Origin of the sequence: Rhodanobacter sp. L36 (genome assembly GCF_009765755.1) — a bacterium.
Classification (GTDB): Bacteria; Pseudomonadota; Gammaproteobacteria; order Xanthomonadales; family Rhodanobacteraceae; genus Rhodanobacter.
Window position 1 is genome coordinate 595,798 of the sequence record NZ_LMUV01000002.1, and the last position, 15,867, is coordinate 611,664.

A 15,867-nucleotide genomic window follows, 5' to 3' on the forward strand; every position below is an offset into this window, starting at 1 on the left:
TACAATCAGCGGATGAATGCCGCCACTCCCAACGCCTGGTTGCCACAGCCGCTGCGCAAACTTGCTGGCCGCGCGCTCGAAACCGCGCTCAACCACACACTGTCGCTCGATCCCGATACGCGCCAGCGATTGATCGCGCTGGATGGTCGCAGCGTGCAACTGCATCTGCGTGGTCCTGACATCGCGTTGGCGGTGACGGTCGAAAACGATCGGCTCAAGGTCGGACCGCCGCAGGACGATTCGCATCTGCGCGTCGCGGCCACGCCGGGCAGCCTGTTGTCGATGATGTTCCGTCGCGACGACGACGGCATCGCGCCCGGCAAGGTCGACATTGCCGGCGATGCCGAACTCGCGCGCCGGCTGGAGAAACTCGCCAGCAAGTTCGCTCCGGATTTCGAGGAAGCGTTCGCACGCACCTTCGGCGACGTGCTCGGTGTACCGCTCGCCAAGGCCGTGCGCAAAGGTCTCGCGCACGCACGCGAAACCGCCAGCCATCTCACCGACGACGGCGCCGACTGGCTGCGTGACGAAGTACGCGTTGCCATGGCGCCCGGTGAAGTCGAAGGGTTTCTGGACGGCGTGGATACCTTGCGCGATCGCAGCGAACGATTGGAGTCGCGTGTGCAACGGCTCGCGCAACGCCTGAAAGGCAGCACCGCGTGACGCCGTTGAAAGTGGTGCCACGGTTGTTGCGGGTGGCTTCCGTACTGCTCGCGTATCGGCTCGACGAATTGATCGATGCCGCCCATCTTTTCCGTCCGCTCAAGCTGTTGCGACCGTTCATGGCGCGCCCGCGAGTCGATGTGCGCGACCTTCCGCGCGGCGAACGTCTGCGGCTGGCGCTGACCGACCTGGGGCCGATTTTCGTCAAGGCCGGGCAAGTGCTTTCCACACGCCGCGATCTGATCCCGGCCGACATCGCCGACGAGCTCTCGCTACTGCAGGATCAGGTCGAGCCGTTCGATGGCGCCGAGGCGCGCGCGATCGTCGAGCGCGAACTAAAAAGCCCGATTGGACGTCTATACGCCCATTTCGATGAAGTGCCGCTGGCCTCGGCATCGATCGCCCAGGTGCACGCCGCCACGCTGCACGATGGTCGCGAAGTGGTGGTGAAGGTGCTTCGCCCCGGCATCGATGCACGCATCGATCGCGATGTGCGACTGCTTCACTCGCTCGGCGAACTGGCCCAGCGCTGGCATCCGAACGCGGACAAGATTCGCCCACTCGATGTCGTGGCCGAAGTCGAGAAGATGCTGGAAAACGAGTTGGACCTGCAGCGCGAAGGTGCCAGCGCCAGCCTGCTCAAGCGCAATTTCGCCAGCGGCGTGGATTTGTATGTCCCCGAGGTTCACTGGGAGCTGACGTCCACGCGCGTGCTGACGCTGGAACGCGTCCACGGCATCAGCAGTGACGACATTGTCGCGATCGAAAAGGCCGGCCTCGATCGAAAAGCACTCGCCGCCAAAGGCGTGCGGGTGTTCTACGAACAGGTTTTCCGTGACAATTTCTTCCACGCCGATGCGCATCCGGGAAATATCTGGGTCGACTCCAGCCGCCTCGACGAGCCACGTTTCATCGCGCTGGATTTCGGCATCATGGGCTCACTGCCCGAGGCCGACCAATACTGGCTCGCGCAGAATTTTGTCGCGCTGTTCGAGCGCGACTACGCACGGATCGCGCAACTGCACGTCGCCGCCGGCTGGATGCCAGCCGACGTGCGGCTGGACGAACTCGAAGCCGCCGTGCGCACGGTGTGCGAACCCTATTTCACGCGTCCGCTGGCTCAGATTTCCCTGGCCGAGTTGGTAGTGAAACTTTTCCAGACTGCGCGCCGGTTTGAACTCACGCTGCAACCGCAATTGATCCTGTTGCAGAAGACGCTGCTGAACATTGAAGGCGTCGGCCGCATGCTCGATCCGGAGATCGACATCTGGGCGGTGGCGCATCCCGTTCTGAAACGCATCCTGCGCGAACGCTATAGCCCGCTGCGCGCATTGCGCGATGTGCGCAAGCGATTGCCTGAGTGGCTGCACAGTGCACCGCAATTACCCGAATTGGTGCGCGACGCATTGCGTCAGATCAGCCGCGGCGAACAACGCAGTGTGAGCGATCCGGCAGCACTTCAATCGCTGCGCGATAACGCCCGACGCCAGCAGCGCCTGCTTGCGTGCAGCCTGCTTGGAAGCTCGTTGCTGATCAGTGCCGCACTGCTCTGGACATTGTCCACATCGCACCATCTCTGGCCGGCATCGCTTGCCACCATCGCAGGGTTGCTGGCATTCGCCATCGGCTGGCCGCGTTCGCGCTGAGCGGCAACATGCTCGACATCCTCTACCAGGACGACGCGCTGATCGCGGTGAACAAGCCTGCAGGCCTCGCCGTGCATCGATCGAAGATGGTCGGCAACGCGGAGGAATTCCTGATCGATTTGTTGCGCGACCAGATCGGTGGAACCGTGCAGCTCGCGCATCGGCTCGATCGTGCCACCAGCGGCGTGCTGTTGATTGCGCGTAGCAGCGAGATGTCCGCTGCACTGGGCGAGCAGTTCATGGGACGCCACGTGTGCAAGAAATACCTTGCCGTGGTACGTGGCTGGCCCGATCCCGTGCAAGGACTGATCGACTACGCGCTGCCTGGTTCGCGCGAGACCGGGCCACGCCGCGAGGCGCGCACGCATTATCAGCGACTGGCAACGATCGAAGTGCCGATCGAACTCGGTCGCTATCCGCAGCAACGCTATGCATTGGTGCAGGCGGAGCCGGAAAGCGGGCGGTTCCGGCAGATACGCAAACATCTGGCACATATCCATCATCCGGTGATCGGTGACTGCCAGCACGGCCGCGGCGATCACAATCGCCTCTACAAGCAGCACTTCGGTTGTCACCGCATGCTGCTGCATGCGTGGCAATTGCGCTTTGCACATCCGGTCAGCGGCAAGCCGATGTCGATTGAGGCGCCGCTGGATAATGCATACGAAAGTCTGCTTGCGCGCTTCGGATGGAGAGTCCCGGAAGAAATGGAAAGCAGATAACAGCCTGTCGCCCAGTCGATGATGGCGAATGCGATGGCCACGCTCCGACGTCCTAATTATTCGTCTCGGCCATTCTTCTCGCTTCTGCCACTCGCTCCGTCTCCGCGCTTGCCCCTACACTTCGCGCATGTTGATCGTCAGTCATTCCATTTCGTTGCCCGAGTCCGAACTCGTCGAACGTTTTTTGCGTGCCGATGGTCCTGGCGGCCAGCACGTGAATCGCACGGAGAGTGCGGTGGAATTGCGCTTCGACGTCGTGAACTCTCCTTCGCTTTCGGAACAAATTCGCGCGCGGTTACTGGCGCGCCGCGATCGTCGGCTCACCGGCGACGGCGTGCTGGTGATTCAGGGGCGACGCTTTCGCGATCAGGTGCGCAATCGCGATGATGTACGCGAACGGCTGGTCGAGGTTATCCGGAGTGCATTGCTGCCGCCGAAAAAGCGCGTCGCCACCAAACCCACGCGTGCGTCGAAGGAACGCCGACTGGTCGGCAAGCTGCAGCGCGGCAAGATCAAGCAGAATCGTTCGCGCAAACCGGATATCGAATGAAGGGAGGCGTGCCTTCGCCATCGCAATTGCCGCCGCGCATGCCGCAGCTGCGCGATGGCTGGCAGCGACGCCTTTGCCGGATGGTGCTGCGCATGTTCGGCTGGAGATTGGTCGGCGAGTTTCCCGACGTGCCGCGACTGGTACTCATCGCGGCACCGCATTCGTCCTGGTGGGACGGTGTGTGGGGCCTGTTGATGAAAGTAGCCATGGGCGCCGACGTGAACTTCATGGCCAAGCAGGAGCTGTTTCACGGGCCACTCGGCGGCCTGCTGCGGCGACTCGGCGGCATGGCGATCGACCGCAGTGCCACCAAGGGCGTGGTGGAACAAATGATCGATCAGTACGCGCATCGCGATACGTTGTGGCTCGGCATCGCGCCAGAGGGCACGCGCAAGAAGGTCACGCGATGGAAGAGCGGTTTCTGGCACATCGCCCACGACGCCGGCGTGCCTGTTCTACCGGTGTACTTTCATTATCCGGACAAGGTCATCGGCGTTGGTCCGCTCTTCGACACCAGTGACGACATGGAAACCGACTTGCTGCGCTTGCGCGCTTTTTACGCGCCGTTCCAGGGCAAGCATCGCAACGTGTGATTGCCTCGATGGCACATGATTCACGGCTGCCGGCGAGGCCGCGCGGTTCGCCGCCTGTCAGTACGCACGAATCATCAGAGCCGTCGGTATTGCAGCGCTTCGGCGAGATGCTCGCGCTCCAGCAGCGCTGCGCCACCATCGATGTCGGCAATGGTGCGTGCGACGCGCAGTATGCGGTGATAACCACGTGCGGAGATGCCGAGGCGTTCGAGCGCTGTCTCGAACCAGCGTCGCTCCGCGGTGCCTAGCGCGCAGTCGCGTTCCAGCTCCCGCGTGTTGATTTCAGCGTTGGGCCGACCTGCCCGCATCAGCGCCTGACGACGTGCGTTCAACACGCGCGCGCGAACGGTTGCGGAGTTCTCGTCACGTTCGCCTCGCGGCGCGCCGAGCTCACTCAACGGCACTTGCGGAACGTCCACGCACAGATCGATGCGATCGAGCAACGGACCGGAAATGCGCGACCGGTAACGCTTGATCTGATCCGGCGTGCATTGGCAACGCTGGCGTGGATCGCCGGCGTAGCCGCATGGGCATGGATTCATGGCGCCGACCAGCTGGAACTGCGCGGGAAAGGTCGATTGCCGTGCCGCGCGCGAAATCACGATGTGTCCCGATTCCATCGGCTCACGAAGAACTTCCAGCACGTGTCGACTGAATTCCGGCAGTTCGTCCAGAAACAGCACACCGTTGTGCGCCAGCGAAATTTCACCTGGTCGCGGATGCGAACCGCCGCCGACCAGGGCGACCGCCGATGCGGTGTGATGCGGGGCTCTGAAAGGACGGCGGCGCCAACTGGCGAGATCGGTCGCCTGCCCCGAGACGGAAAGCACGGCGCAGGTTTCCAGCGCCTCGGATTCCGAGAGCGGCGGCAGGATGCCCGGCAATCGTTCGGCAAGCATCGTTTTGCCGGTGCCTGGCGGCCCCATCAGCAGCAGGTGATGACCACCCACTGCCGTGATTTCCAGCGCGCGCCGCGCCTGCAGCTGTCCGCGAACGTCATGCAGATCGGGGCCATCCATCGCGCCGCCATCGCTGGGTATGCCCACGGGCGCCGACAATTCATTGGCGCCGTGCAACCAGCCGCAGACTTCGGCCAGTGTGTCCGCGACACGGACGTCCACATCGGGAACCAGTGCAGCTTCGGCCGAGTTCTCGCGCGGCACCACCATTTTTCGCCCCAGCGCCCTTGCACGCAGCAACGCGGGCAGCACGCCGGAAACACTGCGCAACGCGCCGGTAAGCGCGAGCTCACCCAGGAATTCGCAGTCGTCGAGCTTGTCGCGTGGCACCTGACCGCTGGCAGCAAGAATGCCCAAAGCAATCGCAAGGTCGAAACGCCCGCCATCCTTTGGCAGTTCCGCCGGCGCCAGATTCACGGTGACACGCCGATTGGGATATTCGAAGGCGGTGTTCTGGATGGCCACGCGCACGCGATCACGCGCTTCGCGAACCGCCGCTTCGGGCAAGCCGACGATGTTGGTAGACGGCAGACCCCCCGAAAGATGAACTTCGACCACGACCTGCGGTGCGGAAATCCCTTCCTGGGCTCGACTGAGCGAGACGGCAAGGCTCATGCGGCAGCGCGCTGCTCACGCAAATGCGGGTCGCTGACATGCGCGGACATCGAGCGACTCCATTCAGGGCTGGATAACTAACCGCCCCCGATCGCTCTCGGGGTGAGGTGACGGATCGGGGGCGGCTCCCGGGAGCCGGTGGCATCAACTTCCGCGGGTCGTTACGCTGGCCTCGAGATCGGCTACGCGGCGTTCCAGTTCGTCGACCTTGGCGCGAGTACGCGCCAGTACCTGACTTTGGACTTCGAACTCCTCGCGGGTGACCAGGTCGAGACGGCGCAATCCCTGCGCCAGAACGTCATGGAAGTTGGCTTGCAAATCCTTCTGCGCCTTTGCCAACCCTGGCGGAACCAACGACGCAAGTCGCAGGGCAATCTGATCGATGTCCTGCCTATCCATCATGGATAGCGCCTCGAGCTCGTCGACGTGAAGTCTAGGTGAATGAAAAACAAAGGCGCCATAGGGATGCTCCACCAAACGTTGTAGGAATTGCCTTACACGCTGCTCACAGGCGACAGCGCGCACCGGCGGGGGCAGAATGCACGATACGTCGTGATACACGCCGTTGCCAAATCAGCCGAGGAAAGCCCATGAAGTTGGTCGTAGCCATCATCAAGCCGTTCAAGCTGGATGACGTGCGTGAAGCGCTCGCTGAAGTCGGCGTGCAGGGCGTCACGGTGACCGAGGTCAAGGGATTTGGTCGCCAGAAAGGTCACACCGAACTCTATCGCGGCGCGGAATACGTGGTCGACTTTCTGCCCAAGATCAAACTGGAAGCCGCAGTCGCGGACGACCAGCTCGAGCGCGTGCTCGAAGCGATCCAGCATTCGGCACGCACTGGAAAAATCGGTGACGGCAAGATTTTCGTCACCACGCTCGAGCAGGTCATACGCATCCGTACTGGTGAACTCGACCACGACGCGCTTTGACGGCCACGCCAACTTCCCTGCCACGACTTATCCACAAGTTATTGGGTTGACCTCACCGTAACCACCCGATATGTTGTGTTGGTCGGTGTCCGGCCAGACGCGATCGTCAGTCGGACTTAAAAGGGAATCCGGTGTAAATCCGGAACTGCCCCGCAGCGGTAGAGCGGAAACGAACGTCACCACATGCACTGGCCATCGCGGCTGGGAAGCGGCGACAAGTAGGCGGATCGCGAGATCCATGTCCGCAAGTCCGAAGACCTGCCGACACATCGGGCATGCGCCCGATGCGTAGTGACGACTTCCGTGGGGAAGCGCGTCGCGGGTCGGCCACTTTCAGGGTGTGCACGCTCCACGACCGTCCATGGAACAAGACACTTCAGGCCCTGCGCGCGGGAGCAGGTGTTTGATATCCATGCCGGAGCCATTGCCATGCAACCCCTCGATACCGCCAGCCGCGAGCGCACCAGCGCGCGCACGGATGATTCACACCTCGACCTCGCCGCCGCAGGGCCACTCACCACCGGCTCCACCGATGGCAGCGCCTTCACGCTGACGCCGTCGCACAACCCCGGCCAGATGCGCGTCACCAAACGCAACGGTGGGCAGGAAGTCGTCGACGTCAACAAGATCATGCGCGCGGTGACGCGCAGCAGCGAAGGTCTGCACGCAGTCGATCCGCTGCGTGTGGCGCTCAAGACAATCGGCGGCCTCTATGACGGCGCCACCACGCAGGAACTCGACCAGCTTTCGATCCGCACGGCCGCCGCGCTCACCGCCGAAGAACCCGAGTACGGCCAGCTCGCCGCACGCCTGCTCAGTGCGTTCATCGACAAGGAAGTGAGCGGCCAGGAAATCCAGAGCTTCTCGCAGTCGATCGCGCGTGGCGCGGAACTCGGCATTCTCAACGCACGCCTGCGCGATTTCGTATCCGTCAACGCACGCAAGCTCAATGACGCGATCGATCCGTTCGCGTCGCGCCGGTTCGAGTATTTTGGCCTGCGCACGGTGTACGACCGCTACCTGCTGCGCCATCCGCAGAAGCGTCTGGTGATCGAAACGCCGCAGCATTTCTTCATGCGCATCGCCTGCGCGCTCGGTGGCAACGAGATCGGCGAAACGCTGGAACTCTATCGCCTGCTTTCGTCGCTCGAATATATCGCCAGCTCGCCCACGTTGTTCAACGCCGGTACCACGCACGAACAGTTGTCGTCGTGTTTCCTTCTCGATTCGCCGACCGATTCGCTGGAATCGATCTACGACAAGTACGCGGACGTCGCCAAGCTGAGCAAGTTCGCCGGCGGCATCGGCCTGGCTTATTCGCGCGTACGTTCGCGCGGCTCGCTGATCAAGGGCACCAACGGACATTCCAACGGATTGGTGCCGTGGCTGAAAACGCTGGATGCGTCGGTCGCCGCGGTGAACCAGGGCGGCAAGCGCAAAGGCGCGGCCTGCGTTTATCTGGAGCCGTGGCACGCGGACATCGAGGAATTCCTCGAACTGCGCGATAACACCGGCGATGACGCCCGTCGCACGCACAACCTCAATCTGGCCAACTGGATTCCGGACGAATTCATGCGTCGCGTCGAGAGCGACGGCGACTGGTCGCTGTTCGATCCGAAACTCGTGCCGCACTTTGTCGACAGCTGGGGCGAAACATTCGAAGCCTCGTACCGCGAAGCCGAAGCGAAAGGATTGGCGACCAAAACAGTCAAGGCACGCGAACTCTACGCCCGCATGTTGCGCACGCTGGCGCAGACCGGCAACGGCTGGATCACCTTCAAGGATCGCAGCAACGCGACCAGCAACCAGACCGCGCATCCGGACAACGTGATTCATCTGTCCAACCTGTGCACGGAAATTCTGGAAGTGACGTCCGCGGGCGAAACCGCGGTGTGCAATCTCGGCTCGATCAATCTTGCGCGACATGTCGTGCGCGTCGAAGACGGCAGCAGTACGTTCGATTTCGAACAGCTTGCCGCCACCACGCGCACGGCCGTGCGACAACTTGATCGCGTGATCGATCTCAATTTCTACCCGATCGATACCGCCGCCTCGGCCAACCGCAAATGGCGGCCGGTCGGTCTGGGCGTGATGGGCTTGCAGGATGTGTTCTTCAAACTGCGACTCCCATTCGACTCAGCCGAAGCGCTTGAGCTTTCCACGCGCATCGCCGAAGAAATCTATTTTCATGCGCTGTCGATGTCGAACGAAGTGGCCGCGCAAGTCGGCGCGCACCCCGGTTTCGCAGAAACTCGCGCGGCCCATGGCGATCTGCAATTCGACTACTGGCCGAAGTCCTCGCCGCGTGACTCGGAGCGCTGGGATGCATTGCGCGAGCGCATCAGGACGCACGGCCTGCGCAACTCGTTGCTGATCGCGATAGCACCGACCGCCACCATCGCCTCGATTGCCGGTTGCTACGAATGCATCGAGCCGATGGTCAGCAATCTGTTCAAGCGCGAAACGCTGTCCGGCGATTTCCTCGTGGTGAATCGCTACCTGTCGGACGAACTGAAGGCACTCGGACTTTGGACGTCCGAAGTGCGCGACGCTATCAAGCTCGCGGAAGGTTCGATCCAGGGCATCGCGTCAATTCCCGAACGGCTGCGGCTGATCTATCGCACCACCTGGGAGCTGCCGCAGAAGGCGCTGATCGAACTGGCCGCCGCGCGCGGCGCGTTTATCGACCAGAGCCAGTCGCTGAATCTGTTCATGGAGAACCCGAATATCGGCCAGCTCAGTTCGATGTACATGTACGCGTGGAAGGCCGGCATCAAGACCACGTATTACCTGCGTTCGCGGCCGGCCACCAAGATCACCAAGACCACGGTTTCGGCACCAAGCAAAGTCAGCGCGCCTGATCCGGGCGTGCCCGATCAGGATCAGGCGAACGCTGCAGTGTTTTGCTCGCTGGAGAATCCGGAGTACTGCGAGTCCTGCCAATAACGATCGACCGACGATGAAGTGCTACGCGAACCTCAGCGGCAACTCTGGCATCACCGGTTACCAGATCGGTGACGCCAGCATTCGCATTCGTTTCGTCAACGGTGACATCTACGAATACGACGCGACCTCGCCCGGCTATGAGCACGTGCAGAACATGCAGTTGCTTGCGCAGGCCGGCGAAGGTCTCGCCACCTACATCAGCCGCTTCGTGCACGACGACTACGCGCGCAAGCTCGACTGAATCCACAAGAAGATCGCTCACGATCCCGTATCAAGGAACACCATGTCCACCCAGCCCATCGACATCATCGCGACACCCGCCAGCCACCTGCTTGAACCGGGTTTCGAACTCACCCTGCGCCCGATGCGCTACCCCGAGTTCTACGAGATGTATCGCAACGCGATCAAGAACACCTGGACGGTGGAGGAAGTGGATTTTTCGCTCGATACCACCGACCTGCGCAGCAAGATGTCCGATGCGGATCGCCATCTGATTCATCGCCTCGTCGCGTTCTTCGCTACCGGCGACACCATCGTGTCGAACAACCTGGTGTTGAATCTCTATCAGCACATCAACTCGCCCGAAGCGCGCATGTATCTCTCGCGGCAGCTGTACGAAGAATCGCTGCACGTGCAGTTCTACCTCACCCTGCTCGACACCTACATTCCCGATCCCGCCGAACGCAGCAAGGCTTTCGCAGCCATCGAGAATATTCCGTCGATTCGCGCCAAAGGCGATTTCTGCTTCAAGTGGATCGACTCGATCCAGAATCTCCATCGGCTCGAAACACGCGAACAGCGTCGGCAGTTCCTGCTCAACCTGATCTGCTTTGCCGCGTGCATCGAGGGACTGTTTTTCTTCGCCGCATTTGCCTACGTGTATTTCCTGCGCTCGCGCGGGCTACTGCATGGACTCGCATCGGGCACCAACTGGGTGTTCCGCGACGAAAGCGGTCACATGGCGTTCGCATTTGAAGTGGTTCGCACGGTGCGCGCGCAGGAACCGGAGCTGTTCGATACAGACATGCGCGCGCAGATCGCCGCGATGATGGAAGACGCGATCGCCTGCGAAACCCTGTTTGCCGAAGACGTGCTGTCCGGTGGCGTCGCCGGGTTGTCAGTGAAAGACATGCGCCAGTACCTCGAGTACTGCGCCGACCAACGACTCGCCCAGCTCGACCTGCCGAAACAATATGGCGCAACCAATCCATTCGACTTCATGGATCTGCAGGACGTGCAGGAAGTCACCAACTTCTTCGAGCGCCGCGTCTCCGCGTATCAGGTCGGCGTGCAAGGCGAAGTCGCATTCGACATGGCGTTTTGAGCATCGCAGGCATACGTGGTTTGCGCATGGCCGCGCTCAGTCGTGCTGGCGGCCCATCAGCTTGAGAAAACTCTCGTGCTGATACCGGCTCATGCGCAGTTGCTGGCCCGTCGTCAGCACCAGCACGTGATAGCCGTTGAACCAGGGATGGATCGCCTTGATCCGCTTGATGTTGACGATCGCCGATCGATGTACGCGAATGAATTGCCGCGGATGCAGTCGCGCTTCCAGGTTCGTCATGGTCTCGCGCAATTCGTAGATGTGCTTGTCGGCATGCACGCGCACCGTGTTGCGATTGGCTTCGAGCCAGTCGATCTCGTCGACGTCAACCAAAATGATGTGTTCGTCGACACGCACCGGAATGCGCGCCAGATAATCCTGCTCCTTACGCAAGGCTTCGAGCGCGCGCAGCACCTGCGTGGAAGATGATTTTTCCAGCGCGGCATCGTTGACGGCAAGCCTATGCTTGACGCGCGCCAGCGTCACCAGGAAACGTGCGCGACTGAAGGGCTTGACCAGATAATCCACCGCATTCGCCTCGAATGCCTTCACCGCGTATTGCTCGTACGCGGTGACAAAGACCGTGGCGGGCAATCGACCCGGATCGATGGCGGCGACCAGATCGATGCCGCTCATCTCGGGCATCTGGATGTCCACGAAGATAAGATCCGGTGCCTGCCGGCGAATCGCTTCAAGAGCACTCGCGCCGTCGCCGTATTCGCCAATCAGTTCGATGCCATCGTCTTCGCGCAGCATGCGCACGATGCTCAGTCGTGCGATCGGCTCGTCGTCGATAACCAGCGCGCGGATCTTCATCGCGTCGCGCCTGCGGTTCGCGCTTCCGACATATCGGGCATTCGGCATGGAAGGCGGATGCGGCAAACCACGCCGCGCGGAACCAGTGCGCGGATGCTGAGCTGCGCGCTATCGCCATACAACTCCTGCAGGCGCAGACGCGTATTGGACAAGCCGATGCCGCGCGCGCCCAGCGTGCCCGCCGCCATATCGAGCGTGCTGTTGCGATTGCTCACGTCGAGGCAAAGTTGGTCGCCTTCGCGATAGCCTTCGATCTCGATGCAGTCCTCGCCGACATGCTTGCCGATACCGTGTCCGATCGCGTTCTCCACCAGCGGCTGCAGGATCAGGCTGGGCACTTCGCATCCGAGCACGTCGGCATGGATGTCCACGCGCGAGGTCAGACGATCCTTGAAGCGCACGCGCTGGATGCCGAGATAGAGATCGATCAGCTGCAACTCCTGCGACAGCAGGATCTCCTGCCGGTCGTCGTCGAGATAAGCGCGCAGCAGTTCGGCCAGGCGCAGGAGCATGTCTTCGGTGGCGCTGGCGTCCTCGCGTGCGAGTGTCGCCGCGGCGTGCAAGGTGTTGAACAGAAAATGTGGGTGCAGTTGCATCTTCAGCACCTGCAACCGCGAGTGTGCAAGCTGCGCCTGCAGGCGATTGGCTTCCAGTTCGCGGCGGGTTTTCTCGCGTTGCAGATAAGCCGTTTGTCGAACCATCACCAGCAACCAGTAGGAGAGAAATCCTGCTTCGCCATGCTTGGTCGCGAACTGCTCGAGCTGCTCGCCCATGTTCGGGCTGCCGGGCTCGACGAAGATCGACAGCACCGTGCCGACGATTACCGCGAACACGGCAAAACCGATGCTCGCCAGCAGATGCAGAAAAAAGTGCGCGACGCGATGCGGCGAATCGATCGGCTTGCGGGCCGCGGCCCAGAATGCGAACGGACCGATGATGAAAATCGTCGACCACTCGACCAACGCCCAGCGCGCGTAATCCTCGATACGCCACACGTGCCCGCGCACGGCGTCGAACCCGAACCAGAGTCCGGCGAACAAAACGCACACGCCCATCCAGGCGAGAACGTACCCCGCACAGATGAGTGCGAAGTCCTGCGTGTTTATGCGGTTGGACTTCATAAGAAGACAGCTCGTCAAAAAACCAGAGCTTCATCCTACGCACCCTTCAGCAGCTTCGGATAGCTCGTTCGGCAACGGCTACGACTGGTCCCGTCGTGTCGACGATTCGTCCCGATTCGCTATCGCTGCGAACGTGCGCAGCGCAGTGTCGATTCAACCGCTGCGCGCATCCGACCTTCGACGCGACGGTAAACGCCAGCCACCACAAGGAGCTTCGACATGTTCAAACATCTCGTTTTCGCAGGATTCATTGGCATGTCCGGCACGGCATGCGCAGGCAACGTGCATTACGTCGATGTGATCAACACATCGCCGGACAGCGTCGCCTCGTTTGCGGTGGCGTCGGCCGGCAGCAACGACTTCCACGCGATTCCAGTCGGCACACTTCATGGTGGCGGCGATTCCACGACCGTCGCGATCCGCCAACAGGCCAATGAATGCCTGCACGACCTGCGCACGGTGTTCGTCGGCGGCCGCACACTCGTCCAGAAGAATTTCAATGTTTGCAAATATCGCAGCGATCATCTTGGACAGTATCTGCGCGGATGATTTAGCGGGCACGCTTGCAGCACTTGACTACACGTGTCGCCATGGCGTAGCTTGACTACACCTGTAGTCAAGCGGTGACCGGACATGGCCAAACCTTCCATCGGTGATCAGGAGCTCGCGCTCCTGCACTATCTCGACGACAACAGGAGCGCATCGGTCGGCGAAGTCGCCGCCGGTTTCGGCGAGCCGCGCGGGTTGGCCCGATCCACCGTGCTCACGATGATGGAGCGGCTGCGCAGCAAGGGTTTCGTTCGCCGCAAGCAGTCGCAGGGCATGTTTCGCTACAGCACGGCCACCGGTCCGGCCGAAGCGATGCGCACGGCGGTGGGCAGCTTCGTGGAGAAGACGCTCAGCGGATCGGTATCGCCGTTCGTGGCGTGGATGTCCGAACGCGGCGAAGTCAGCGACGACGAACTCGCCGAGCTCAAGGCGCTGGTGAACCGGCTGCAATCCCGCCGCAAGGAGTCGTGAGATGGACGCTCTCCATTCGTTCGCTGACGCATTGCTTTCCCGTTTGGCCTGGACGTCCGCGCAGGCGATCGTGCTGATCGGCGTGCTGTGGCTTGTCGGTCGCCTGCTCCCGCAACTTCCGGCCGCCGCGCGCAGCATGTTGTGGTGGCTGATCGGCGTGCAGTTGATCCTTGGCCTCACCATGGCATCGCCGGTGAAGCTGCCGCTGCTGTCGGCACCGCCGCAGGTCGCGGTCGTTGCTGCCCACGCTGAGGTGTTGCGGATCACGCCGAACATCGTGTCGCATCGCGTGGTCTCGACGAGTTCATCGACGTCGCGCGCGCCGGACGTTGTCGCGACATCAATGCGGTTCGCGCGCACGCAGGGTCCGCTTGCACTGATGTGCCTGTGGCTCGCTGGCGTGCTGATGCAACTCGTGTTGATCACACGCGACTGGCGCAAGGCGCGCGCGGTGTTGCGTGTTGCCCAGCCGCTGGATGATCCGACATTGCAGGCGCTATGCGCGGAACAGGTACGCGCGCTGAAACTTCGTCGCACGCCGGCATTGCGCGTGTCGCATGCGATCGTCTCGCCACAGGTCACAGGGTTGTGGCACGCGACCATTCTGCTTCCTGCCAATCACGAACTCAGCGCGCAGGAATCGTCGCTCGCGCTCGCGCACGAGTTGACCCATCTTCGCCGCGGCGATCTCTGGCTGAGCTGGGTTCCGGCCATCGCGCAGCGACTGTTTTTCTTCCATCCGCTGGTGGCGTGGGCCGTACGCGAGTACGCACTCAGCCGCGAGGCGGCCTGCGATGCGCAGGTGCTGCAGCAGACCGGCGCCGTGCCGCAAGCCTACGGTCGTCTGCTGCTGCGCCTTGGCGTGGCGCACCCCATGTACTCCGGCCTCGCCGGAGCTTCCCCGTCGTTCCAGAATCTGAAGAGGCGACTGACCATGTTGCAGCAAACCGACAACCCACCCCGGCAGCGCATGCGCGGCTGGCTGCTGATCGCGCTGGTCGCGGTGGCAGGCGTTCTGCCGTATCGCGTCACGGCGAGCAGCACCAATGACGCCACTGTGGCGTCGACCGGTCTCGATCACGCAGCCATTGCGCAGGACGTTGCACCGCCTGCACCACCGGTCGCGCCGCAACCACCACCGCCGCCACCGCCGCATGCGCCGTTACCTCCTCCTCCTCCGCCACCACCGCCTCCGCCGCCGAAGGGTGGGTTCACCGCACGTCACGTCCACATCGATACGACGTCGTCGCGCACGGAAGATGGTTTCGCACTGATGGATGGTGACTCGGTCACCATCAATGGCTCCGACGCCGACGTCGATTCCGTGAAGCAGTTGCGCAAGGGCAACGAGCCGATCCTGTGGTTCCGCCGCGGCAGCCAGTCATACGTGGTCCGCGACAGCGGTTACATCCAGCGGGCGAAGGCGATCTATGCGCCAGTGAGCGAACTGGCCACGCAGCAAGGTCAGCTCGGTGGCGAACAGGGTCACCTGGGCGGCTTGCAGAGCGGCCTGGGCGCACGCCAAAGCGAACTCGGCTCGCTGCAAGGTCAACTGGCTTCCGAGCAGGCACGGCTCGCCAGCGTGCAGGCCGCGTCGACAACTCAGCCGAACGAAGGACGCCAAGCGAAAATCGACGCACAGCAGGCGAAAATCACCGAGCGCGAAAACGAGCTTGCACGGAAACAGGACGAACTGGGTCGTGAACAGGATGTCCTGGGCAAGCAGCAGGACGCGCTGGGCGCGAAACAGGATGCGCTCGGCAAACGCCAGGAAGAGGCCTCCACCCAGGCCAACCAGCAGATCGGAAAACTGATCGACGAAGCGCTGGCAAAAGGTGCCGCGCAAACCATCCATTCCCGTTGACCGACGAATGGCCCGGCCGGCGCGTGACGCCGGACCGGGCCATCTTTTTATCCGACGATTGCATGATGCGACCCACCGATTTTCGTGGGTCGCATGACA

Annotated in this window: 16 protein-coding genes and 1 riboswitch; of the genes, 12 read left to right on the top strand and 4 right to left on the bottom strand. The window is 62.1% G+C overall.

All coding sequences use genetic code 11. The features are described from left to right. The first annotated feature begins 12 nt into the window (after positions 1–12). The 5 genes from GSQ73_RS02570 to GSQ73_RS02590 all read left to right on the top strand — a co-directional run bounded on the left by GSQ73_RS02570 (position 13) and on the right by GSQ73_RS02590 (position 4,174). On the top strand, positions 13–663 hold the full coding sequence (locus GSQ73_RS02570) for an SCP2 sterol-binding domain-containing protein (RefSeq protein WP_158880700.1): 651 nt from the start codon (positions 13–15) through the stop codon (positions 661–663). Continuing rightward, on the top strand, positions 660–2,309 hold the full coding sequence (gene ubiB / locus GSQ73_RS02575) for a ubiquinone biosynthesis regulatory protein kinase UbiB (protein ID WP_158880702.1): 1,650 nt from the start codon (positions 660–662) through the stop codon (positions 2,307–2,309). The genes GSQ73_RS02570 and ubiB overlap by 4 nt, the downstream gene beginning before the upstream one ends. A gap of 8 nt (positions 2,310–2,317) precedes the next feature. Beyond that, positions 2,318–3,031 carry a pseudouridine synthase gene (locus GSQ73_RS02580; RefSeq protein ID WP_158880704.1) on the top strand — a complete coding sequence of 238 codons (714 nt, stop codon included), beginning with the start codon at positions 2,318–2,320 and terminating at the stop codon, positions 3,029–3,031. 127 nt (positions 3,032–3,158) lie between these two features. Next, positions 3,159–3,581, top strand: a complete 423-nt coding sequence (arfB, locus tag GSQ73_RS02585) for an alternative ribosome rescue aminoacyl-tRNA hydrolase ArfB (protein WP_158880706.1) — start codon at positions 3,159–3,161, stop codon at positions 3,579–3,581. Then, the gene (locus GSQ73_RS02590) at positions 3,578–4,174 is read left to right on the top strand and encodes a 1-acyl-sn-glycerol-3-phosphate acyltransferase (RefSeq protein WP_158880708.1); all 597 of its coding nucleotides are present in this window, start codon (positions 3,578–3,580) and stop codon (positions 4,172–4,174) included. Before arfB ends, GSQ73_RS02590 begins: the two co-directional genes overlap by 4 nt. Before the next feature lie 74 nt (positions 4,175–4,248). Here the strand turns inward: GSQ73_RS02590 and GSQ73_RS02595 are convergent, their stop codons facing one another. Together GSQ73_RS02595 and GSQ73_RS02600 are read right to left on the bottom strand one after the other, a co-directional pair. Further along, positions 4,249–5,748: a YifB family Mg chelatase-like AAA ATPase gene (locus GSQ73_RS02595; RefSeq protein WP_158880710.1), complete on the bottom strand. Its 1,500-nt coding sequence runs from the start codon at positions 5,746–5,748 to the stop codon at positions 4,249–4,251. 144 nt (positions 5,749–5,892) lie between these two features. Beyond that, a complete protein-coding gene (locus GSQ73_RS02600) occupies positions 5,893–6,150 on the bottom strand; it encodes an accessory factor UbiK family protein (RefSeq protein WP_158881675.1) in 258 nt (85 codons plus the stop codon). A 188-nt stretch (positions 6,151–6,338) separates the two neighbouring features. Here GSQ73_RS02600 and glnK point away from each other — a divergent pair, with 188 nt between their 5' ends. The 4 genes from glnK (at position 6,339) to GSQ73_RS02620 (ending at position 10,947) form a co-directional block, all read left to right on the top strand. After that, positions 6,339–6,677, top strand: coding sequence for a P-II family nitrogen regulator (gene glnK, locus GSQ73_RS02605; RefSeq protein WP_158880712.1), 339 nt, complete (start codon positions 6,339–6,341; stop codon positions 6,675–6,677). A gap of 66 nt (positions 6,678–6,743) precedes the next feature. After that, positions 6,744–6,958, top strand: a riboswitch (cobalamin riboswitch). Positions 6,959–7,253: 295 nt separating this feature from the next. Further along, positions 7,254–9,623: a ribonucleoside-diphosphate reductase subunit alpha gene (locus GSQ73_RS02610; RefSeq protein WP_254063278.1), complete on the top strand. Its 2,370-nt coding sequence runs from the start codon at positions 7,254–7,256 to the stop codon at positions 9,621–9,623. A gap of 13 nt (positions 9,624–9,636) precedes the next feature. Beyond that, complete coding sequence (locus tag GSQ73_RS02615) at positions 9,637–9,864, top strand: hypothetical protein (RefSeq protein WP_158880716.1); 228 nt, start codon at positions 9,637–9,639, stop codon at positions 9,862–9,864. Between the two features lie 42 nt (positions 9,865–9,906). After that, entirely contained in the window at positions 9,907–10,947 is a 1,041-nt protein-coding gene (locus tag GSQ73_RS02620; protein WP_158880718.1) for a ribonucleotide-diphosphate reductase subunit beta, read from the top strand. A gap of 36 nt (positions 10,948–10,983) precedes the next feature. Here the strand turns inward: GSQ73_RS02620 and GSQ73_RS02625 are convergent, their stop codons facing one another. Continuing rightward, entirely contained in the window at positions 10,984–11,763 is a 780-nt protein-coding gene (locus tag GSQ73_RS02625) for a LytTR family DNA-binding domain-containing protein (RefSeq protein WP_158880720.1), read from the bottom strand. Further along, positions 11,760–12,884: a histidine kinase gene (locus GSQ73_RS02630; protein WP_158880722.1), complete on the bottom strand. Its 1,125-nt coding sequence runs from the start codon at positions 12,882–12,884 to the stop codon at positions 11,760–11,762. Before GSQ73_RS02630 ends, GSQ73_RS02625 begins: the two co-directional genes overlap by 4 nt. 219 nt (positions 12,885–13,103) lie before the next feature. Between GSQ73_RS02630 and GSQ73_RS02635 the strand changes: the two genes are divergently transcribed. The 3 genes from GSQ73_RS02635 (at position 13,104) to GSQ73_RS02645 (ending at position 15,768) form a co-directional block, all read left to right on the top strand. Continuing rightward, entirely contained in the window at positions 13,104–13,433 is a 330-nt protein-coding gene (locus tag GSQ73_RS02635; RefSeq protein ID WP_158880724.1) for a hypothetical protein, read from the top strand. Between the two features lie 84 nt (positions 13,434–13,517). Further along, positions 13,518–13,904, top strand: coding sequence for a BlaI/MecI/CopY family transcriptional regulator (locus GSQ73_RS02640; RefSeq protein ID WP_158880726.1), 387 nt, complete (start codon positions 13,518–13,520; stop codon positions 13,902–13,904). Between the two features lies 1 nt (position 13,905). Further along, positions 13,906–15,768, top strand: a complete 1,863-nt coding sequence (locus tag GSQ73_RS02645; RefSeq protein WP_158880728.1) for a M56 family metallopeptidase — start codon at positions 13,906–13,908, stop codon at positions 15,766–15,768. Positions 15,769–15,867 lie beyond the last annotated feature (99 nt).